This window comes from Variovorax sp. H27-G14 (assembly GCF_046156345.1).
Lineage (GTDB): Bacteria > Pseudomonadota > Gammaproteobacteria > Burkholderiales > Burkholderiaceae_C > Variovorax.
The window spans coordinates 104,180-122,978 of the sequence record NZ_JAYLVN010000017.1 but is presented as its reverse complement, the minus strand read 5'-3'; the positions used below and the strand labels follow the sequence as shown (position 1 = coordinate 122,978).

At 67.0% G+C, this 18,799-nt stretch carries 19 protein-coding genes and 1 riboswitch; of the genes, 3 read left to right on the top strand and 16 right to left on the bottom strand.

Annotation, left to right across the window (positions count from 1 at the left end; all coding sequences use genetic code 11):
• Positions 1 to 42: 42 nt before the first annotated feature.
• The 3 genes from VLK31_RS28570 to tsaE all read right to left on the bottom strand — a co-directional run bounded on the left by VLK31_RS28570 (position 43) and on the right by tsaE (position 2,482).
• Positions 43 to 327, bottom strand: a complete 285-nt coding sequence (locus tag VLK31_RS28570; RefSeq protein ID WP_409171856.1) for a glycine zipper domain-containing protein — start codon at positions 325 to 327, stop codon at positions 43 to 45.
• Between the two features lie 164 nt (positions 328 to 491).
• Complete coding sequence (locus VLK31_RS28565) at positions 492 to 1,979, bottom strand: N-acetylmuramoyl-L-alanine amidase (RefSeq protein WP_409171855.1); 1,488 nt, start codon at positions 1,977 to 1,979, stop codon at positions 492 to 494.
• Positions 1,976 to 2,482 carry a tRNA (adenosine(37)-N6)-threonylcarbamoyltransferase complex ATPase subunit type 1 TsaE gene (gene tsaE, locus VLK31_RS28560; RefSeq protein ID WP_409171854.1) on the bottom strand — a complete coding sequence of 169 codons (507 nt, stop codon included), beginning with the start codon at positions 2,480 to 2,482 and terminating at the stop codon, positions 1,976 to 1,978. Before tsaE ends, VLK31_RS28565 begins: the two co-directional genes overlap by 4 nt.
• Between tsaE and queG the strand changes: the two genes are divergently transcribed.
• The gene (queG, locus tag VLK31_RS28555) at positions 2,468 to 3,541 is read left to right on the top strand and encodes a tRNA epoxyqueuosine(34) reductase QueG (protein ID WP_409171853.1); all 1,074 of its coding nucleotides are present in this window, start codon (positions 2,468 to 2,470) and stop codon (positions 3,539 to 3,541) included. The two genes, tsaE and queG, sit on opposite strands and share 15 nt — an antisense overlap.
• A gap of 20 nt (positions 3,542 to 3,561) precedes the next feature.
• On the opposite strand, the gene arsC is transcribed toward queG, so the two are convergent.
• The 12 genes from arsC to VLK31_RS28495 all read right to left on the bottom strand — a co-directional run bounded on the left by arsC (position 3,562) and on the right by VLK31_RS28495 (position 15,835).
• The gene (gene arsC, locus VLK31_RS28550; protein ID WP_409171852.1) at positions 3,562 to 3,942 is read right to left on the bottom strand and encodes an arsenate reductase (glutaredoxin); all 381 of its coding nucleotides are present in this window, start codon (positions 3,940 to 3,942) and stop codon (positions 3,562 to 3,564) included.
• 134 nt (positions 3,943 to 4,076) lie between these two features.
• A complete protein-coding gene (locus VLK31_RS28545) occupies positions 4,077 to 4,601 on the bottom strand; it encodes a 6,7-dimethyl-8-ribityllumazine synthase (protein WP_409171851.1) in 525 nt (174 codons plus the stop codon).
• A 101-nt stretch (positions 4,602 to 4,702) separates the two neighbouring features.
• Positions 4,703 to 4,861: riboswitch (FMN riboswitch) on the bottom strand.
• Positions 4,862 to 4,992: 131 nt separating this feature from the next.
• Positions 4,993 to 6,084, bottom strand: a complete 1,092-nt coding sequence (locus tag VLK31_RS28540) for a DNA glycosylase AlkZ-like family protein (protein WP_409171850.1) — start codon at positions 6,082 to 6,084, stop codon at positions 4,993 to 4,995.
• 348 nt (positions 6,085 to 6,432) lie between these two features.
• Complete coding sequence (locus VLK31_RS28535; protein WP_409171849.1) at positions 6,433 to 7,311, bottom strand: sugar phosphate isomerase/epimerase family protein; 879 nt, start codon at positions 7,309 to 7,311, stop codon at positions 6,433 to 6,435.
• 8 nt (positions 7,312 to 7,319) lie between these two features.
• Entirely contained in the window at positions 7,320 to 8,534 is a 1,215-nt protein-coding gene (locus VLK31_RS28530; RefSeq protein ID WP_409171848.1) for a dihydrodipicolinate synthase family protein, read from the bottom strand.
• 7 nt (positions 8,535 to 8,541) lie between these two features.
• Complete coding sequence (locus VLK31_RS28525) at positions 8,542 to 9,705, bottom strand: Gfo/Idh/MocA family protein (RefSeq protein WP_409171847.1); 1,164 nt, start codon at positions 9,703 to 9,705, stop codon at positions 8,542 to 8,544.
• Positions 9,706 to 9,756: 51 nt separating this feature from the next.
• Positions 9,757 to 11,196 carry an enolase C-terminal domain-like protein gene (locus tag VLK31_RS28520; protein WP_409171846.1) on the bottom strand — a complete coding sequence of 480 codons (1,440 nt, stop codon included), beginning with the start codon at positions 11,194 to 11,196 and terminating at the stop codon, positions 9,757 to 9,759.
• 12 nt (positions 11,197 to 11,208) lie between these two features.
• A complete protein-coding gene (locus VLK31_RS28515; RefSeq protein WP_409171845.1) occupies positions 11,209 to 11,988 on the bottom strand; it encodes an ABC transporter ATP-binding protein in 780 nt (259 codons plus the stop codon).
• Between the two features lie 55 nt (positions 11,989 to 12,043).
• Positions 12,044 to 13,063: an ABC transporter substrate-binding protein gene (locus VLK31_RS28510; RefSeq protein ID WP_409171844.1), complete on the bottom strand. Its 1,020-nt coding sequence runs from the start codon at positions 13,061 to 13,063 to the stop codon at positions 12,044 to 12,046.
• A gap of 54 nt (positions 13,064 to 13,117) precedes the next feature.
• Entirely contained in the window at positions 13,118 to 13,891 is a 774-nt protein-coding gene (locus tag VLK31_RS28505) for an ABC transporter permease (protein WP_409171843.1), read from the bottom strand.
• Between the two features lie 54 nt (positions 13,892 to 13,945).
• Positions 13,946 to 14,938 (bottom strand): tripartite tricarboxylate transporter substrate binding protein, encoded by a 993-nt coding sequence (locus tag VLK31_RS28500; protein WP_409171842.1) that lies wholly within the window; start codon positions 14,936 to 14,938, stop codon positions 13,946 to 13,948.
• A 195-nt stretch (positions 14,939 to 15,133) separates the two neighbouring features.
• A complete protein-coding gene (locus tag VLK31_RS28495; protein WP_409171841.1) occupies positions 15,134 to 15,835 on the bottom strand; it encodes a TetR/AcrR family transcriptional regulator in 702 nt (233 codons plus the stop codon).
• Between the two features lie 94 nt (positions 15,836 to 15,929).
• Here VLK31_RS28495 and VLK31_RS28490 point away from each other — a divergent pair, with 94 nt between their 5' ends.
• Entirely contained in the window at positions 15,930 to 17,651 is a 1,722-nt protein-coding gene (locus VLK31_RS28490) for a thiamine pyrophosphate-binding protein (RefSeq protein WP_409171840.1), read from the top strand.
• On the opposite strand, the gene VLK31_RS28485 is transcribed toward VLK31_RS28490, so the two are convergent.
• Positions 17,620 to 17,910 (bottom strand): hypothetical protein, encoded by a 291-nt coding sequence (locus tag VLK31_RS28485; protein WP_409171839.1) that lies wholly within the window; start codon positions 17,908 to 17,910, stop codon positions 17,620 to 17,622. The genes VLK31_RS28490 and VLK31_RS28485 overlap by 32 nt on opposite strands.
• Before the next feature lie 103 nt (positions 17,911 to 18,013).
• Between VLK31_RS28485 and VLK31_RS28480 the strand changes: the two genes are divergently transcribed.
• The gene (locus VLK31_RS28480; protein ID WP_409171838.1) at positions 18,014 to 18,793 is read left to right on the top strand and encodes an AraC family transcriptional regulator; all 780 of its coding nucleotides are present in this window, start codon (positions 18,014 to 18,016) and stop codon (positions 18,791 to 18,793) included.
• Positions 18,794 to 18,799 lie beyond the last annotated feature (6 nt).

The following is an 18,799-nucleotide window of genomic DNA, read 5'->3' as shown; positions in this document are numbered from 1 at the left end:
ACGCGCCAACGGCGCGTTTTTTTATTTCAGGCCCAACGACGATCAGTAGTTCGGGCCGTTGCTCGGGTAGTAGCCGCTGCCTTGCGGATAGTTCTGGCGGTTGTAGTTGCGTTCATCCGCATTGCGACCGACCTGGTTGCCGATGATGCCGCCGATGGCAGCGCCACCCACGGTGGCAGCGGTGTTGCCGCCCAGGGCATTGCCCACCAGCGCACCGCCGACCGCACCCACCCCGGTGCCGAGGTTCTGGTTCGGGCCGCTTGCGCAGCCTGCGATTGCCATGACCGAAGTGGCTGCAGCTGCAGCGATCCAGAGACGTGTGTTCATGAGGTCCACCTTTCGAGGAATGATGGATCAATCATGGGCAAAAGTGCCGTGCACGCGGTGTAGGAGCCAGCCGCGCCTGCCTGTGCGGTCTGGCGGGCCGCCCTGCGTGGGACAGCAGGGGGCCCGGGGCTCGCTCAACGGCTCGGAAGCGCTGAATCAGCAGCTCAAAGCTGGCGGCTGCGCGCGAGCGGCGGGTTCTGCGCAAAGTAGCGCTGAATGCCGCGCATCAGCGCATCGGCCAGGTTCTCTTGATAGTCGACGCGGCGCAGGTTGGCTTCTTCTTCCGGGTTGCTGATGAAGGCGGTCTCCACCAGCACGCTGGGAATGTCCGGCGCCTTCAGCACCGCGAAGCCGGCCTGCTCGACCTCGCCCTTGTGCAGCCGTGCGCCAATGCCCTTGATTTCGCCAAGCATCGCGCCGCCCAGCTTCAGGCTGTCGTTGATCTGCGCGGTGGTGCTCATGTCGAGCAGCGCGCGCTGCACCTGTGCCTCGTGGCCGCCCACGTTCACGCCGCCCACCTTGTCGGCGTCGTTTTCCTTGTTGGCCATCCAGCGCGCCGCGCTGCTGGAGGCGCCGCTCTGGCTCAGCGCGAACACGCTGGCGCCGCGCGCGGCGGGCGTGGTGAAGGCGTCGGCATGGATGCTCACGAACAGGTCGGCCTGCACGCGGCGGGCCTTCTGTACGCGCACGCCCAGCGGCACGAAGAAGTCGGCGTCGCGCGTGAGAAATGCGCGCATCGGGTTGCCGTTGACGCTGCCCGCGTTGATGCGGTCGCGCAGCCTGAACGCCACCTGCAGCACGATGTCTTTTTCGCGCGTGCCGCTCGGGCCGGTGGCGCCGGGGTCTTCGCCGCCATGGCCGGGGTCGAGCGCCACGATGATGATGCGGTCGGTGCGGTTGGCGGTGGCAGTGCCGCTGGCGCCGCGCGTCTGGGGCGGGGGTGGCGGCGTTGGCTGCACTGGCCTGACGGGCGCCGCGCTCGCCATCGGAGGCGGCGGAGCAGGGATCACGAGCGGCACCCGGTCGGGGCCGGTGCTCAGCGGCGGGGGGGGCGCGGGCGGGCCGGGGCGCATCGATTGCTGCGCCATCAGTTCGCCCAGGGCGTCCACGGTGGGCCCGGGTGGCGGGGCCGTGGCCGCGATGGCCGGGCTGCCGGTGTTGCCGCCAGACGTGCGCGGTGCATCGCGCAGGCGCTCGGCAATCAGCGCCTCCATCGGGTCGACGGCCTGCTCGGGGTACAGGTCGAGCACCAGGCGGTGCTTGTATGCAGCCACCGGCGCCAGCGAGAACACCTGCGGCACCACGGCCTGCTTCAGGTCGAACACGATGCGCACCACCTTCGGTGCGTTCTGCCCCACGCGCAAGCCGTTGATGTACGGGTCGCCCGGCTTGATCTTGCCGACCAGCTCGCGCAGCTCGGGGTTGAGGTCGATGCCCTCGATGTCCACTGCCAGCCGCGGCGGGCTGCCCACCACCAGCTGTTGCGAGCTGAGGCGCGCATCGGACTCGATGGTCACGCGGGTGTAGTCGGCCGCGGGCCACACGCGCACGGCAAGGATGCTGGCGCCGCGCGCAATCTGGTGCACGCCGAGCAGCAGCGCAATGCTGCCGCCCTGCAGCAGCACGCGCCGTTTCAGGCCGCTCGCCTTCATGCGGCGATGCGCGCCAGCAGATCGCGGCCGCGAGGGGTGTTCGCGAGGAGGGTCACGCTGCGTGTGTCGTCAATCATTGCTTCAATTTTAATAGCGAGGTCTGCCGGTGGGGTGCGGCCCGCGGCGTTGTCCGGCCACTCGGCGAGTTTGAGGCCCGGGGCCGCGAAGATGTCGCGGAAACCGGCGTCGTCCCATTCGCGCGGGTCGGCAAAACGGTAGAAGTCGAAGTGAAAAATCTGCAGCCCGTCGGGCGCCTCGTGGGGCTCGACCACCGCATAGGTGGGGCTCTTGATGCGCCCCGCGATGCCCAGCGCGCGCAGCAGATGTCGCACGAAAGTGGTCTTGCCCGCGCCCAGGTCGCCATGCAGCGCGATGAAGGCGTCGCGCACGGCGGGCGCGCCCGCAAGGGCACGCGCGAAGGCGTCGGTGTCGTCTTCGCTGTGCCAGCGCAGGGTGCGGGTGCTCGTTTGCGTTTCTACAATCGGCAAGTGATCGTCAGCCATCCACTCGTTGTTCGTATTCAGGCTTTGGCCCGGGAGCTCGGATTCTCCCAAATCGGAATCGCGGGCGTCGATTTATCGAGCGCCGAGCCGGGTCTGATGCAATGGCTGGCCCATGGGTTCCATGGCGAGATGCAATACATGGCAACACACGGCACCCGCCGCGCGCGCCCGGCCGAGCTGGTGCCGGGCACGGTGAGCGTGATCACCGCGCGCATGAACTACCTGCCGCGCGACACCGACCCCGAGTGGCAGGCCATTGAGTTCGACCGCCTCGCGCGGCCCGGCGAGGCCATCGTGTCGGTCTATGCGCGGGGGCGGGACTATCACAAGGTGCTGCGCAGCCGGCTCGCCAAACTGGCCGAGCGCATCGCCGAAGAGGTCGGCCCCTTCGGCCACCGCGCCTTCACCGACTCGGCCCCGGTGCTGGAGGCCGAGCTGGCCTCGCGCAGCGGGCAGGGCTGGCGCGGCAAGCACACGCTGGTGCTGGACCGCGACGCGGGCTCGATGTTCTTCCTGGGCGAAATCTATGTCGACATGGCGCTGCCGCCCAGCGACCCGGTCAGCGCGCACTGCGGCAGCTGCAACGCATGCATCGACGTGTGCCCCACGCAAGCGATCGTGGCGCCGCAGCGGCTGGACGCGCGGCGCTGCATCTCGTACCTGACCATCGAGCACGGCGGGCCGATTCCGCCGGAGCTGCGCCCGCTGATGGCCAACCGCATCTACGGCTGCGACGACTGCCAGCTGATCTGCCCCTGGAACAAGTTCGCCAAGAAGAGCACGCTGCCCGACTTCGATGCGCGCGAAGGCCTGACCGGTCGCACGCTGGCCGAGCTCTTTGCATGGACCGAAGAAGACTTTCTGCGCCGCACCGAAGGCAGCCCGATCCGCCGCATCGGCCATGAGCGCTGGCTGCGCAACATTGCCGTGGCGCTGGGAAATGCGGCAAGGGCGGGGGAGGGCGGCGCGCTTGAAGCGCTGGCCACCCGTGCCATGCACCCGAGCGAGCTGGTGCGCGAACACGTGGCATGGGGCCTGGCGCAGCAGCCCGCGGCCTGAGTTACGGCAGCGGCGGCGCGTCAGGCCGGCAGGATCTCGCGCACGCGCTCCCAGGGACGGCACATACGCGTGCCGCGCGGCGACACCACGATGGGCCGCTGCAAAAGAATCGGGTGCGCCACGATGGCGTCGAACAGCTGGTCGTCGGTCAGCTGCTCATCGGCCAGCTTGAGTTCTTCGTACGGCGCTTCCTTGGCGCGCAGCATTTCGCGCGCGGTCATGCCCATGGCCTTGGCGAGCTCGCGCAACCTGGTCTTCGAGGGTGGCGTTTCCAGGTACAGCACGATCTCCGGTTCCACGCCGCTTTCGCGGATCAGCCCCAGCACGTTGCGCGACGTGCTGCAGTTGGGCTTGTGGAAGATGGTCATCGGGTAGGCGGTGGTGGGCGTGCGTGCGGTCATGGCGGCGATTATCGAAAAAAGAAAGATCAGGCTCAGCCATTGCCGTCTTCCCGGCCGGGCGCGCCGCAGAGGGTGCAGCGGTCGTGCGAGGCGGGTGGCGAGGAACCCATCCGCCCCGCGTACCGCTGCCGCGTTCAGGCAGCCAGCAGCGCGTCGACCTTGTTCAGCGCTTCGAGCGTTTTGAAGCAGGCCTCGGCCACTTCCGTGCCCTTGATGGCGAAGTGGCGGTGAAAGTACTTGCGGTGCTCCACATGCTCGTGGAAGTGGTGCGGGGTGAGCACGGCCGAGAAGATCGGCACATCGGTCTCCAGCTGCAGCGACATCAGCGTGCCGACCACCGTGTTCGCCACGAACTCATGGCGGTAGATGCCGCCGTCCACCACCAGCGCGCAGCCGACGATGGCCGCGTACCGGCCGGACTTGGCCAGGCGCTTGGCATGCAGCGGAATCTCGAAGGCGCCGGGCACGTCGAAGATGTCGATGAGATCGCGCGCCACGCCCAGCCGCGTCATCTCTTCGAGAAAGGCGTCGCGGGCCTGGTGAACGATGTCGGAATGCCACTGCGCCTCGACGAAGGCGATGCGCGTGCCGCGCGGGGAACCCGAAGCGCCGTCCGTAGCCGGAATGGCGGAAAGGGGAAGGTCGTTGATCTGACTCATGGTGTGCCTCTAGAAAGCAGGTTTCCTGAATCAGGGCGCACGAAACCACGGGCCCGCTCGCGCGCTCGCCAAAAAGCAAAGCGCGCGGGCCGACCCGCATTTCGCGCTCTCTTTCATCCGGACTGTGACCGTCGGCTTCGGATTTGCACCGAAATCTGCTGACCCTGGGGCTCGTGGAGAGCCTCAGGCGCTCGCGGGCTTGTGCGGCTTTCGCCGCCATCACCGCCGGTGGGGAATTGCACCCCGCCCTGAGAACGCTTGTGGTCCGACGATGCGGACAACCGTGCGATTCTAGAAGCCCGCCGCCGCGCAAGGTTGTCGCCGGCGCGCCAGACCTTGGGGCTCGCGGGGATTTGCTTCCATGGGCTGCGCGTAGAGGCCGCGGCCGTGCTCAGCGCGCTGCGAGGAACTGCGTCATGCGTTGCAGCTCGTCGTCGAGCGCCGCGCGAAAGGCCGCGTCGCGCGGCTTCTTGTCGACGTAGCCGAAGCTGGGTTGCAGCTGGCCAGCGGGTGCCGTCACGTTGGCCCAGCCGATCACGCGGTCGTGCCACAGCAGCGGCAGCGCGTAGTAGCCGAACTGGCGTTGGGGCGCGGGCGTGTAGGCCTCGAACTTGTACGTCCAGCCCCACAGCAACTCGAAGCGGCGACGGTCCCACACCACCGGATCGAAGGGTGCGAGCAGGCGCACCGCGTCGTCGGGCGCATGGCGGCGCGAGGCCGGGTTCTCGTCGGCGGGCCAATACCAGGTGGTGCCGTCGATGCGGCAACTGGCCAGTTCCTCGCGCGCGATGCGCAGGGCCGCCTGGGTTTGCGCCGACAGATGCGGCGCGCCGTAGCCGAGCAGTCGCACCAGGTAGGTGAGGCTCGCGGCCGGCAGCGGCGCGTACTTGCGCACCACCAGCGCGATCAGTGCTGCAGCGCGTTGTGCGCGGCCGGTGGGGCTGTCGTCGGCGGGCAGGTGCGTCACGGCCTCGTACACGCGCGTGCCGCTGTCGCGCCGCACCACGCGCAGCATGCCGCGGTAGTGCATGCCGTCGAGCAGGTGCGTGGTCGCGTTGCTCGAGCCGCCCCAGTAGTTCTTCACGCGGCCGTGGGCAAAGTGCAGCTCGACCTGTCGTGGGTGCACCGGCCCGTGTGTCTGCACATAGGCCAGCACGTCGGCGGCCTTGCGTTGGGTGTCGGCGTCCCACGCGCTCTTGGCTTCGCGTGGATGCATCAGCGCGAGGTGTTCGCGTGGCAGAAAGCCATAGTTGACGAGGCAGTCTTCTTCGATGGCCAGGCGGGCGTATCGGCTTTCTAGGTCACCGGCGCGGTAGTCTTTCACGCGGTGGCGCAGGGTGAGGTCTTGCGCGCGGGCGGGGGCCCGGATGGGGTCGGCCTGCACGAAACCTAGACGCCGGATTGCGGCGGGCAGCGTCGTCGGTTTGAAGAGGGTGCGCGCGACGGTGTAGCGGCGCAGGTCGTCGAGGGTCGGGTCAGCCATGCGGCAGATTGCAGCACAGGGGGCTTTTGCTTGCTTTGCTTTTGTTGCTGCAGCGTTTGTTCAGGGCGACGCTCACGCCGACGGGGTGCCTTGCTCCGCGAATGTCCCCCGGGGCTTCGCCCCTCCTCCTTTATTTCGCTGCGCAAGGCACCCCATCGGCGTGAGCGTTTTTCAGAGCAGTGGTTGATCGTGCGATTACCCCAGAGCGTGCCCTGGTGCACAGGGCGTCGGGTGCTCCCCGCAGCGAAATAAAGGAGGAGGGGCGAAGCCCCGGGGGACATTCGCGGAGGGGAGCACCCGGCGGCCTGTGCACACGCCCTGAACGAGGGCATTGAAACAACAAGCCCTCTAAACAGCGCGCCTGTGCCTTTCGATGCAAACGTCGAGCGTTTGAGCCCCAGGCCGCTGCCACCAATCGAGGCTGGAAAAAATCTCGACCTCACTGAACCCAGCAAAGCCCGCGTCCTCGACCCACGAGCGGATCTTCTTCAGCTCGACCACGCCATCACCCATCATTCCGCGATCGCTCAGCAGGTCGCGCGTGGGCGTGAGCCAGTCGCACACGTGGTACGCCAGCAGGCGTTCACGACCGGCACGCGCAATCTGCTGCTGCAACTTCGGATCCCACCACACGTGGTAGACGTCCAGCGCCACACCAAGCATGCCGCTCTTGCCCGCGTCCAGCTCGTCGCACAGGTCGAGCGCGTGCTCCAGCGTGTTGATGCATGCGCGGTCTGCCGCCTGCATGGGATGCAGGGGCTCGATGGCGAGTGGCATGCCAACCTCTCGCGCGTATTCGAGCGATGCGGCTATACCGTCACGCACCTCATTGCGTGCGCGTCCGAGGTCCGTGTACGCCGCCTTGCCATCGAGCGCACCAGGCAGCGCGCCGACCACCAGCACCAGGCAGGGTGCGCCCAGCGTCTTGGCCTCGTCGATGGCGCGGCGGTTGTCGTCCAGCGCGGCCTTCAGGCCGGCGGCGTCCGGTGCGGGGAAGAAGCCGCCGCGGCAGTAGCCCGACAGGCCCATGCCATGCGCCTTCAGCTGCTTCGCAACCTTGTCGAGCCCAACCGCCGCCACCTGGTCGCGCCACGGGCTGATCGCGCGGATGCCGCGCTCGGCGCACTGGTCGATGATGCGGTCCAGCGGCACTTCGGCGCCCGACTGCTTGCGCACCGTGGCCGTGTTGATCGACAGCCAATCATGGTTCTGCGAAAAATCGCGCATGGCGGGCCTCAGCCTTCAACGCCGTGCAAGGCCAGCAGCGTCTTCATGCGACGCACCGCCAGCTCGGGCTGTTCCAGCAGATTGGCCGCGTCGGCCAGCCTGAACAGCTCGGCGAAGTGAACCAACGAGCGCGTGCTCTGCTGACCGCCGACCATGGTGAAGTGCTTCTGGTGGCCGTTGAGCCAGGCCATGAACACCACGCCCGTCTTGTAGAAGCGCGTGGGCGCCGCAAAGATGTGGCGCGACAGCGGCACCGTGGGGCCGAGGATCGCGTGGAACTTCTCTGTGTCGCCCTGTGCCAATGCGCCCAGCGCGGCGCTGGCCGCGGGTGCGATGGCGTCGAAGATGCCCAGCAGCGCGTCGCTCTTGCCGTGCGTCGGCTCACTGCCGAAGCCGTCGCCCGCAATCAACTCGGCGTAGTTGAAATCGTCGCCCGTGTACATGCGCACACCCTTCGGCAGGCGGCGGCGCATCGCAATTTCCTTGTCCTTGTCGAGCAGCGAAATCTTGATGCCGTCGACCTTCTCCGGGTGCGCCGCGATGATGCCGATGGCCGTGTCCATGGCCGCGTCGACGTCGCTCGTGCCCCCCGCTCCGACTTGATCGGAGCCTCTCCAATATCCCGCCAACGCCGGGTCGAACATGTCGCCCAGCCAGTGGAGCACCACCGGCTGCTTCGCCTGGCGCAGGATGCGGTCGTACACGCGCTCGTAGTCGGCCGGGCTCTTCGCCACGCGGGCCAGCGCGCGGCTGGCCATCACGATCAACTTGCCGCCGAGCGCCTCGATGGCGCCCATCTGCTCTTCGTAGCCGCGAATGACGTCGTCGACGCTCTTCACCTCGTCGATGTTCAGGTGGTCGGTGCCGCAGCCCGAGGCGACCAGCGCGCCGGGCACGTCCTTGGCGGCATCGAGCGAGCGGCGGATCAGCTCCAGCGACGTGGGCCAGTCCAGGCCCATGCCGCGCTGCGCGGTGTCCATCGCCTCGGCCACGCCCAGGCCAAGAGAGAAAAGATGGCGGCGGTAGGCGATGGTGGCGTCCCAGTCGACCGCGCACTGCAGCCACGGGTCGATGGCCGCGAGCGGGTCGGACACGACGTGCGCGGCCGAATAGACGATGCGGTTGAACTTGATGCCTGCATCGGGCTTGACCGGCGTGGTGCCGCGCAGCGCGTAGGGCGCGAGCGTGCCGGCCGCGGTGGGGAGAGTCAGCGAAAGCGTCATGTCGGCCTCAGACCTTCAGCACAGGCACGTCGACCCAGCGGCGGTCTTTCCAGGATTCGAGCGCGGCCTCCACCAGCTGCACGCCCTTGGCGCCTTCGGGCAGCGTCCAGCGGTAGGGCGCGTCTTCGACCACGTGGCGAATGAAGTGCTCCCACTGAATCTTGAAGCCGTTGTCGTAGACCTGCGAGTCCGGAATGTCCTGCCACTGGTCGAAGAAGTTCATGGTCTGCTTCTCGTCGGGGTTCCACACCGGGCGCGGCGTGGCCACGCGCGACTGGGCGCGGCAGCTCGAAAGCCCCGCCACGGCCGAGCCGTCGGTGCCGTCCACATGAAAGATCACCAGGTCGTCGCGGCGCACGCGCGTGGCCCAACTCATGTTGATCTGCGCAATGACCGGCTCGCCGTTGTGGCCGGTGAGCTCGCAGGTGGCGTAGGCGGCGTCGTCGGCGGTGGCCTCGTAGGGCTGGCCGGCTTCGTCCCAGCGCTTGGGAATGTGCGTGGCACCGATGCACGACACCGACTTCACCTCGCCGAACAGGTTGTCCAGCACGTAGCGCCAGTGGCACATCATGTCCAGGATCATGCCGCCGCCGTCTTCCTTGCGGTAGTTCCAGCTCGGGCGTTGAATGGGTTGCAGGTCGCCCTCGAACACCCAGTAGCCGAACTCCAGGCGCACGCTGAGCATGCGGCCGAAGAAGCCGGCGCGGCGCAGCATGTCGAGCTTGCGCAGGCCGGGCAAGAACAGCTTGTCTTGCACCGCGCCGTGCTTCAGGCCCGAGCCTTCGGCGAGGCGGGCGATTTCCACTGCCTCATTCAGATTGGTGGCAATCGGCTTCTCGCAGTACACATGCTTGCCGGCGCGGATGGCCTTGGCCAGCAGCGTGGGGCGCATCTGCGTGGTGCCGGCGTCGAAGAAGATGGTGTCGTCCTTGTTCTCCAAGGCCTTGTCCAGGTCGGTGCCCCAGCGCGCGATGTTGTGCGCCTTGGCCAGTGCTTCCATCTTCTCTGCGTTGCGGCCGATGAGGATGGGGTCGGGCATCACCTTGTCACCGTTGGTCAGCGTCACGCCGCCTTGCGCGCGAATGGCGCAGATGGAGCGGATCAGATGCTGGTTCATGCCCATGCGGCCGGTGACGCCGTGCATGATGATTCCTAGACGTTGGTTGGCCATCGTTTTCTTCCTTGGGATGCGAGAGAGACAGAGAGGGATCGAAGCGGTGCTTCAGTAGACGGAACGCATGGCGTCCCACGAAATGCCGGCGCCGGGTTTGCCGCTGGCAAAGCCGGGCGCGGCAGCAAGCGAAGACAGGTCGAGCTGCCCTTCGCGGATGGCGAGGCGCACGGCGCCGTCGCTCAGTTCGTACAGGCCGGGGTTCGCGTTCAGCAAGGCCTGCTGTTCGGCCTCGGGCGCCGCGGCCAGGCCGTTGACGTAGTGGTGGCCGTTGCGCTCCACGTGCGACAGGCCCAGCCAGGCGACCAGCGCCAGGTCTTGCTGCACGCCGATGCCGGCCTGCATGGTGAGGTCTTCGCCAGAAAGAAAGTAGCGCGTCGTGTCGCTGGCCGCGTTCCATTGCGCGCAGCGCGCCGCGTTGATCACCGACTTGTAGAAGCCCTTGCAGCTCTTGCTCGACACGCCGGTGTAGCCCAGCGCGCGGGCCTGCACGAAGGCGTCGAGCGTGGCGTCTGATTCGTCGATGAGCAGGGGAATGCGTTTTCCCAAGGCGGACACGTCGCGCTGCAGCGCCGCGTCGCGGCGAATGGGCTGCTCGACGAACGCGGTCTTCTGCGCGAGCTTCCAGAGCACGGGCGTGGACAGCATGCGGTCCAGGAAAACGGCGAACTCATCGGCGTCCGCGTATTGCTCATTGCCGTCGAGGGTCACCAGCTGCGCATGGCCATCGATGACGCGGGCGATGCGCTGGAGGCGGTCGATGTCCTGCGCGGTGTTGCCGCACAGCTTGAGCTTGAAATGCGTGAGGCCGTAGCGGCGCACGGCCGCGGCGAGCGTGGTGGGCAGGCCGTCGGTGGGCGCATCGGGCAGCGCATCGCTGTCATCGCTGTCATCGATGGCATCGGCCAGGCCCACCGTGTGGCGCGCGGCAATGCGCGTGCGCGGCGATTGCTTCGCCAGGAAGGCGGGCATGTCGAAGCCGGCAAGGTCGTCGACCAGCCCGCTGCCCGCGATGTCGATGCCGCTCAGGTTGCCGCTCATGGCGGTCGCAAAGCTCACGCCGCTGTGCAGGCACAGCGCGTCGAGCAGGGCGCGGTCGATCAGCGCAGGGCCGTAGCTGGCCACCAGCGGCTGCAGGCCCTTGGCTTTCGCGCGCGACTGCAGCGCGGCGTAGTTCGATGCGAAGTGCGTCCACGCGGTCTGCGCGTCGGTCTCTGCGGTGTAGGCCTCGCGTGCGTCGCGCAGGGCAAAGCGCAGTTGCTCGAAGTTCTGTTCGTTGGTGAGTGCGGGGTTCTTGTCGAACCACTTGGGCACCATCATCTCGGCGGCGCAGCCCTCGGCCGTGCGGCCGTCGGGCAGGCGGATGCGCGCTCTCACATAGACCTGCGGGCAGGCGGTGACTGTGGCCGCGCCAAAGCGGAACGGAAGGCGCAGCGCCACATTGCGCTCGGCAAAGCTGATTTCTTCGACGTGAAAGCGGGTCGCGTCCATTGCCTGTGCCCTTCAGTGGTCCAGGATGCCCTGAGAGAAGAAATGCGCGCGCACCAGCTTCGTGTAAGCGCCGAATTCGGGCGAGGCCATCATGTCCAGCGTGCGCGCGCGCGGCAGGTCGATGTCGTACACCGCCGCAATGGAGCTGGGCCGCTCGCTCATCACGATCACGCGGTCCGACAGGAAGATGGCCTCCGGAATGCTGTGCGTGATGAGCATCACCGTCTTCTTCGATGCCAACCAGATGCGCTGCAGCTCCAGGTTCATCTTCTCGCGCGTCATGGCGTCCAGCGCACCGAAGGGCTCGTCCATCAGCAGCACCGACGGGTCGTGCAGCAGCGCGCGGCAGATAGACGCGCGTTGCTGCATGCCGCCCGAGAGCTGCCACGGGTACTTGCCCTCGAAGCCCTTCAGCCCGGCCATGGTCATCAGCTCGCGCGCGCGGGTGCGCGACGCTTCCTTGGGCAGGTGGCGCATTTCGGCCTGCAGCAGGATGTTGTCTTCCACGCTGCGCCAGGGCAGCAGCACCGCGCTCTGGAACACGATGCCCACGTCCTTCTGCGGCCCCACTATCGGCTTGCCCGCCAGAGTGAGGCTGCCGCCGCTGATCGGCAGCAGGCCCGCCACCATCTTCAGCAGCGTGCTCTTGCCGCAGCCCGAAGGGCCGACCACCGAGACGAATTCGCCTTGCGCAATGGCAAAGTCGAGCGGCTTGAGCGACTCGACCGGGCCGTCCTTGCTGGGGTAGATCTTCGAGACGCCGCGCGCTTCGATCAGGTTGACTTGGGACATGGAATGCGTGAGAGGTGACAGGCGAGGGGCGCGCGGGTTCTGTTGCAGCAGGCGATCAGGGCAGAAAGTCGAGGGTCACGTAGTCCTCGGGCTTGCCGCGCGTGGATGCGTCCATGCCGCCGTACTGCACCAGCAGGTCGAGCGAGTCGCTCACGTTCTTCATGGTCACGCGGTACGGGCGCTGGTTGGCCGTTTCCTTCGTGTGAAAGAGCGCCACGCTCTGCTTCACGCCCACGATGAGCGTGTCGCGCACGCCGGCCTTGGGGTTGGCTTTCAGCATGGCGTCGACGGCCGCTTCAGGGCTTTTCTCGGCGGCTTCCGCGGCCTTGGTGGAGGCGCGCATGAAGCGCTTCACCAGGTCGGGGTTTTCGGTCAGCAGGTTCTTGTTGGTGATGATGCCGGAGCTGATCTGGTTCACGCCCGAGTCTGCAAAGCGGATGGGCGTCACGGGCTTGCCGGTGGCGTCCTGCAGCTTGATGGCCTGGTCCATCACGTAACCCAGCAGCAGGTCGGCCTGGCCGCTGGTGACGGCGTTGAGCTTGGTCTGGCCGTCGCCCGAGACGATCTTCACCTGGTCGGGCTGGATGTTGTTGACCTTCAGGAACAGCGGCCACATCTGCGACATGGAGTCGCCGGGCGTGGTGGCCACGGTCTTGCCGATGATGTCCTTGGGCGTCTTGATGTTCTTTTCGGTGAAGCCCATGACCGACATCGGGCTCACCTGGAACAGCACGCCGGTCGACTTGAGCGGCGCGCCCTTGGCGGCAGCCTTGATCATGGTGGTGACGTCGATGTAGCCGAAGGTGGCCGACTTGGCGGCCACCGCCTGCGCGGTGACAGCGGAGCCGCGGCCTTCCTGAATGTCCAGGTCGATGCCTTCGTCCGCGTAGAAGCCCTTTTCCTTGCCCAGGAAGAAGGGCGCGTGCTCGCTGTACAGATACCAGTTGAGCATCAGCGTGACTTTGTCCTTCGGCTTGTCGGCTTGCGCGTGCGCGGGCGTCACTGCAAATGTGGCGAAGGTGGCGAGGGCCGCAAGGGCCCCGCCAGCGAGCAGCGAGGGAAGCAGTTTCTTCATGGTCTTGTCTCCAGGGAGTTTGTTGGTGTGGGAAGGAACCTGAAACGGGGCAACTCAGTTCGCGTGGCGCTGCGAGGCGTGCCAGGGAATCATCACGCGCTCGACCAGGTCGACGGCCACGAACAGCACCACGCCAATGCTCGACAGCACCACCAGCGCGGCGAACATCAGGGGCAGATCGAAGTTGCCGTTGGCCACCTGCAGCACATAGCCGATGCCCGAGTTGGAGCCGACGAATTCACCCACCACCGCGCCCACCACGGCCAGCGTGACCGACACCTTCAGGCCGCTGAAGATCTGCGGCAGCGCTTGCGGCAGGCTGATCTTGAAGAAGGTCTGCAGCCGGCTCGCGCCCATGGAGCGCGAGAGGTCGAGCATGTCGGGCTCGACCGACTTGAAGCCCATCACGGTGGACACCACCACCGGAAAGAACCCCAGCAGAAAGGCACTGATCACCTTCGGAAAAATGCCAAAGCCGAACCACACCACGAACAGCGGCGCAATCGCCACCTTGGGAATGCTCTGCGAGAACACCAGCAGCGGGTACACATACGACTCCACCACGCGCGAGTAAGCGATGACCATCGCCATCGGAATGCCGATGAGAATCGTCAGCCCGAATCCGCCCAGCGTGGCGAGCGTGGTCTTCCAGCTTTCGGACAGCAGGCGCGGCCATTCGGCAACGAGCTGCTTCACCACCTCCCACGGCGGAGGCACCAGGTAGGCCGGAATCTTTAACAGGCGAATCGCCAGGTCCCACAGCACCAGCAGCAACAGAATGAGGATGAACGGCCGCAGGGCGGGGGAGAGCAGTAGCTTGCGGAGCATGGCGGTGCGGTGGCGAAAGTGGTGGCTGTGAAGGTGCTTTTGAGGAGGGCTTGCTTACTGCTGCACCGAGAGACCCGCGGCCTTCACGAGCTGCGCGTTGCTCGCAATCTCTTCCTTGATGTAGGCGTCGAACTGCTCGGGCTTGAGCGTCCATGCGTCGGCGCCGAGCTTGGCGAAGCGCTCCTTCACCTCGGGCGAGGCCAGCGCCTTGGCCACTTCGGCGTTCAGGCGCTCGACGATGTCGCGCGGCGTCTTGGCGGGCGCCATCATTCCGATCCAGAAGTTGAACTCCGAGCCGGGCACGCCGGCCTCGGTGGTGGTGGGCACGTCGGGCAGGGCGGCGGCGCGCTTGGGTGAGCCCACGGCCAGTGCCAGCAACTGGCCTTCCTTGATCTGGCCGATGACCGGCGCAATGGGCGAGAAGTAGTAGTCGACCCGGCCCGAGAGCACCTCGGTGACGGCCTCGCCCGACCCCTTGAACGGGATGTTGGTCGCATCGATCTTCGCGGCCAACTTGAACTTTTCGGCGTTCAGGTGCGTGGCGCTGCCCTGGCCTGCGGAAGCAAAGTTCATGCTGCCCGGCTTGGCGCGCGCGGCAGCCAGCAACTGCGGCAGGGTCTTGATGTTCTTGCCGGGCGAGATCACCAGCGCGTTGGGCAGCGACGAGATGGGCGTGACGCCCGCGAAGTCGTGCACCGTGTCGAATGGCAGCTTGGCGAAGGTGGAAGGGCTGACCGTGTGCGACGACGAATGGATCATCACCGTGTAGCCGTCTGCCGCCGCCGTGGCCACCGCCTGCTGGCCGATGGTGCCGCTGGCGCCGCCGCGGTTGTCGATGACCAGCGTCTGGCCCATGCTGAGGCTCATCTTGTCGGTGATGGCGCGGGCAATGATGTCGGTGGTGCTGCCCGCTGCGAAGGGCACGATCACGCGAATCGGCTTGGCGGGGTAGCCGGCCTGCGCGGCGGCCAGGCCCGGCAAGGCCGAAAGCACGGCAGCGATGCAGCTCAGCGAGGCAATGGCGGTGGTGCGTGCAAGGTGCTTCAAGGTCTGTCTCCGCGCGGTCGGGCCGCTGTCTTGGAATATTCGGTCAATCAATTCACCATTGAGTGAATTAACGATTTTAGGAACGGCTGCGCCGCAGCGTCAACGGCCGTTGCCTAGTGAATACCCGGAGAGCGAAAGAGGGAGGGAGCGAGAGCGCGGCCCGGAGCGGGACGCGTGCCGGTCAGCGCAGCACGTTCAGTGCAGCACGTAGCCCAGCACCAGGTCGGTCATGTGCGAGAGGCGTTGCGCCATCGCCTTGGGAGCCCGCAGGTCGCGCCCGAAGATGGCCGACAGTGTGTGGTTGTTCGACAGGTAGAAGTAGCAGAGCGACGCAATGGAGATATACAGCTGCACGGGGTCGACACCGGCTCGGAACAGGTTGTCTTTCTTGCCGCGCTCCAGCACGGTGTCGAGCAGCTGCACCAGCGGCGAGTTCATTTCCTGGATGCGCTCGGAGCGCTTCAGGTGCGCCGCGCCGTGCAGGTTCTCGCTGTTGAGCAGCGTGATGAATTCGGGGTGTTCGAGGTAATAGTGCCAGGTGAACGACACCAGCTGGCGAATGGCTTCCACCGGCTCGATCTCGTCGAGGTGCAGGCGCTGCTCGGCCTCGCGGATGTCGGCATAGGTGCGCTCCAGCACGGCCAGGAACAGGTCGTCCTTGCTGCCGAAGTAGTAGTAAATGAGCCGCTTGTTGAGGCCCGCGCGCTCGGCGATGCTGTCCATGCGCGCGCCGGCCAGGCCGCGCGCGGAGAACTCGTCGCGCGCGGAGGCCAGGATGGCGAGCTGCGAGCGGTCGGCGTCGCGTGAACGGGGTTCGAGCGCGTCGGCGGCTTGATGTGCTGCAGCGGTTGCGGCGCGGCGTGGGGTGCGAGGCGCAGGGTCCTTGGTGGCCTTCATGGCGCGAATTTAACCAATTGGTGAATTAACGCAAGGCGTGGAGAGGGCGCGCACATAATTGCCGAAGACATTTGCAGCTGAGGTTCTACTTCTCATGAGTACATCACAACCCGCGGGCCACCTGATCGTGGAGTGCCTGGTCGAGCAGGGCATGCACATCGCGTTCGGCGTGCCCGGCGAAAGCTTTCTTGCGGTGCTCGACGGCTTTCATGCGTACCGCGAGCGCGCCCGCTTCATCGTCAACCGGCAAGAGGGCGGCGCGGCCTTCATGGCCGAGGCGCACGGCAAGCTCACCGGGCGGCCGGGCGTGTGCTTCGTCACCCGCGGGCCGGGCGCGACCAATGCGTCGATCGGCGTGCACAACGCCTTTCAGGACTCCACGCCAATGGTGCTGTTCGTGGGCGACGTGGGCAGCGACTTTCGCGACCGCGAGGCCTTCCAGGAGGTCGACTACGGCAGCTTTTTCGGGCCGAGCACCAAGGGCTTTGCCAAGCGCGTGGAGCGCATCGACGACGCGAACCGCATTCCCGAGTACATCGCGCGCGCCTTCTCCACCGCAATGAACGGTCGGCCGGGCCCGGTGGTGCTGGTGCTGCCGGAGGACATGCTGCGCAGCGAGACTGCGGCGCGGCCGTTGAAGCGTGTGGAGGCGGTTCAGCCGTGGAGCGACCCCGGTGCGCTGCGCACCTTGCGCGAGCTGCTGCTGAAGTCGCAACGCCCGCTGGTGATTGCCGGCGGCGGCGGCTGGACGACGCAGGCCGCGCAGGCGCTGCAGCGCTTCGCCGAGAACTGGTGCCTGCCGGTGACGAATGCTTTCCGCTTTCAGGACACCTTCGACAACCACCATCCGCTGTATGCGGGCGACGTCGGCATCGCGATCAACCCGAAGCTCGCGCAGCGCGTGAAAGACGCCGACCTGATCCTGGCCATCGGCCCGCGCCTGGGCGAGATGACGACCGGCGGCTACACGCTGCTCGAAGCGCCCAAGGCCAGGCAGACGCTGGTGCACATCCATGCGAGCGCGGAAGAGCTCAACCGCGTGTACCAGGCCGACCTGGCGATCAATGCCGGCATGAGCGCCGCGGCACGCAGCCTCGAGGTGCTGAGCGCGCCACCCACGCTGCCGTGGGAAGAATGGACGCTGCAAGCGCATGCCGACTACGAAGCCAACCTGGTGCCGCAGCCACTCGCCGGCATGCCGGCCGAGACGCCGCGCGGGGCGGTCGACATGGCGCAGGTCGTCGCTCTGCTGCAGAAGCACCTGCCTGCCGATGCGGCCATCACCAACGGCGCGGGCAACTTCGCGAGCTGGGTGCACCGCTACTTTCGCTACCACGGCCTTGCGAAGGGCGCCAAGACGCAGCTGGCGCCGACCAGCGGCGCGATGGGCTACGGCGTGCCGGCTGGCATCGCGGCCAACCTGGCGACGGGGCGCGTGGCTTTCACGATTGCAGGCGACGGCGATTTTCTGATGAACGGACAGGAGCTGGCCACGGCGTCGCAGCATGGTGGCAAGAGCATCGTCTTGCTGCTGAACAACGGCATGTTCGGCACCATCCGCATGCACCAGGAGCGTGAATACCCCGAACGCGCGAGCGGCACGGCGCTGCGCAACCCCGACTTCTGCGGGCTCGCGCGCGCCTACGGCTATGCGGCCGAGCGCGTGACGGAAACGTCGCAGTTCGAGGCCGCGCTGCTTCGCGCGCTGGCGGCGGATACCGGCACGCTGATCGAGGTTCCGCTCGACCCCGAGGTGATCAGCACGCGCGGCACGCTGGCGTCGATCAAGCGCGCGGCAAAGCAGGCGTTGGGCTGAGCGCCGCGCGATGACCTGCTACTTCGGCGCGCAGGGCGGGCGAGCGCAACTCGAACACGTCGAACAGGCCCAGCGCGTCGAGCGTGGGAATGAGCGCGCACAGGTCTTGGCGGGCGGCCTGCAGGTCTTCGGCCGATGCGTTCGCGTCGTCGAGGATCCGCGCGTTGGCAAGGAAGGCGCCGACCGATCCCTTGCGCAATGGGAGGCCGTTGATGACGGCGAAGTCCTGGCCGTCGGGAATGAGGTCTTGGGCTTTCATGGCGGTTCCTTGCATGGTGTGTTGAAGATGCGCTCGATGCTAGGCAGCAGGGCGCTTTGCGGCTTGCGGAGCGGGGCCAATCGATACCGCCGGCGGGCCAGCCATGGCGGCTGAGGCGCCCGCCAGGCTCTGGCTCGACACGCACGCGGCACCGCGCGTCACGGCCTTGCACGCGCATGAAACCGGGCAGCTGTTCGCGCTGCGAGAAGGCCTTCAGGTCATCGAAACGCCGTCGGGCCGCTGGGTGCAGCCGCCGGGGTGGATCGGCTGGATTGCGCCGCGCTGCGCGCACGCGGCGCAAAGCTTTGGCGCCACGACGGGATGGAGTCTGCACATCGATGCACAGGCGGCCGTGGCCTTGCCCGACGGACCGCATGTGTTCGCCGTCACGCCGCTGGTCGGCGGGCTGGTGGCTCGGCTGATTTCGCTGGATGCATCCGATGCCCTGCTGGAGCCCCGCCGTGCGCGGTTGGTGGGCGTGCTGATCGACGAACTGGCGGCGAGCGGCCGGCAGTCGTTGCACCTGCCCATGCCGCACGGCAAACGCCTGGCTGCCATGGCCGCCGCGCTGGCGGACGAGCCAGCGCTTGGCGACGGTATCGACGACTGGGCGAAGCGCATCGGCATGGCACGCCGCACGCTTACGCGCCGCTTTGCGGCCGAGACCGGGTTGAGCTTTGCGCAATGGCGCCAGCAGGCGCGCCTGCTCAAGGCGGTGGAATTGCTGAGCCTGAAAGAGCCCGTGACCACGGTGGCATTGACGGTGGGCTACAGCTCGGTGAGTGCGTTCATCGAGGCTTTCCGCAAGCACTTTGGCCGCACGCCGGCGCGCTTCTTCGAGGAAGGAGCGGCGTTGCCGCAGGCGAAAAAAAAGCCCGCATGAAGCGGG

Coding starts and splice junctions, on each gene's coding strand:
- VLK31_RS28520 (WP_409171846.1), bottom strand. CDS start 11,196: ATGGACGCGACCCGCTTTCACGTCGAAGAAATCAGCTTTGCCGAGCGC.
- VLK31_RS28510 (WP_409171844.1), bottom strand. CDS start 13,063: ATGAAGAAACTGCTTCCCTCGCTGCTCGCTGGCGGGGCCCTTGCGGCC.
- VLK31_RS28485 (WP_409171839.1), bottom strand. CDS start 17,910: ATGAAAGCCCAAGACCTCATTCCCGACGGCCAGGACTTCGCCGTCATC.
- VLK31_RS28525 (WP_409171847.1), bottom strand. CDS start 9,705: ATGGCCAACCAACGTCTAGGAATCATCATGCACGGCGTCACCGGCCGC.
- VLK31_RS28535 (WP_409171849.1), bottom strand. CDS start 7,311: ATGCGCGATTTTTCGCAGAACCATGATTGGCTGTCGATCAACACGGCC.
- VLK31_RS28565 (WP_409171855.1), bottom strand. CDS start 1,979: ATGAAGGCGAGCGGCCTGAAACGGCGCGTGCTGCTGCAGGGCGGCAGC.
- VLK31_RS28515 (WP_409171845.1), bottom strand. CDS start 11,988: ATGTCCCAAGTCAACCTGATCGAAGCGCGCGGCGTCTCGAAGATCTAC.
- VLK31_RS28540 (WP_409171850.1), bottom strand. CDS start 6,084: ATGGCTGACCCGACCCTCGACGACCTGCGCCGCTACACCGTCGCGCGC.
- VLK31_RS28480 (WP_409171838.1), top strand. CDS start 18,014: ATGGCGGCTGAGGCGCCCGCCAGGCTCTGGCTCGACACGCACGCGGCA.
- VLK31_RS28490 (WP_409171840.1), top strand. CDS start 15,930: ATGAGTACATCACAACCCGCGGGCCACCTGATCGTGGAGTGCCTGGTC.
- arsC (WP_409171852.1), bottom strand. CDS start 3,942: ATGACCGCACGCACGCCCACCACCGCCTACCCGATGACCATCTTCCAC.
- VLK31_RS28545 (WP_409171851.1), bottom strand. CDS start 4,601: ATGAGTCAGATCAACGACCTTCCCCTTTCCGCCATTCCGGCTACGGAC.
- VLK31_RS28495 (WP_409171841.1), bottom strand. CDS start 15,835: ATGAAGGCCACCAAGGACCCTGCGCCTCGCACCCCACGCCGCGCCGCA.
- VLK31_RS28570 (WP_409171856.1), bottom strand. CDS start 327: ATGAACACACGTCTCTGGATCGCTGCAGCTGCAGCCACTTCGGTCATG.
- VLK31_RS28505 (WP_409171843.1), bottom strand. CDS start 13,891: ATGCTCCGCAAGCTACTGCTCTCCCCCGCCCTGCGGCCGTTCATCCTC.
- VLK31_RS28530 (WP_409171848.1), bottom strand. CDS start 8,534: ATGACGCTTTCGCTGACTCTCCCCACCGCGGCCGGCACGCTCGCGCCC.
- tsaE (WP_409171854.1), bottom strand. CDS start 2,482: ATGGCTGACGATCACTTGCCGATTGTAGAAACGCAAACGAGCACCCGC.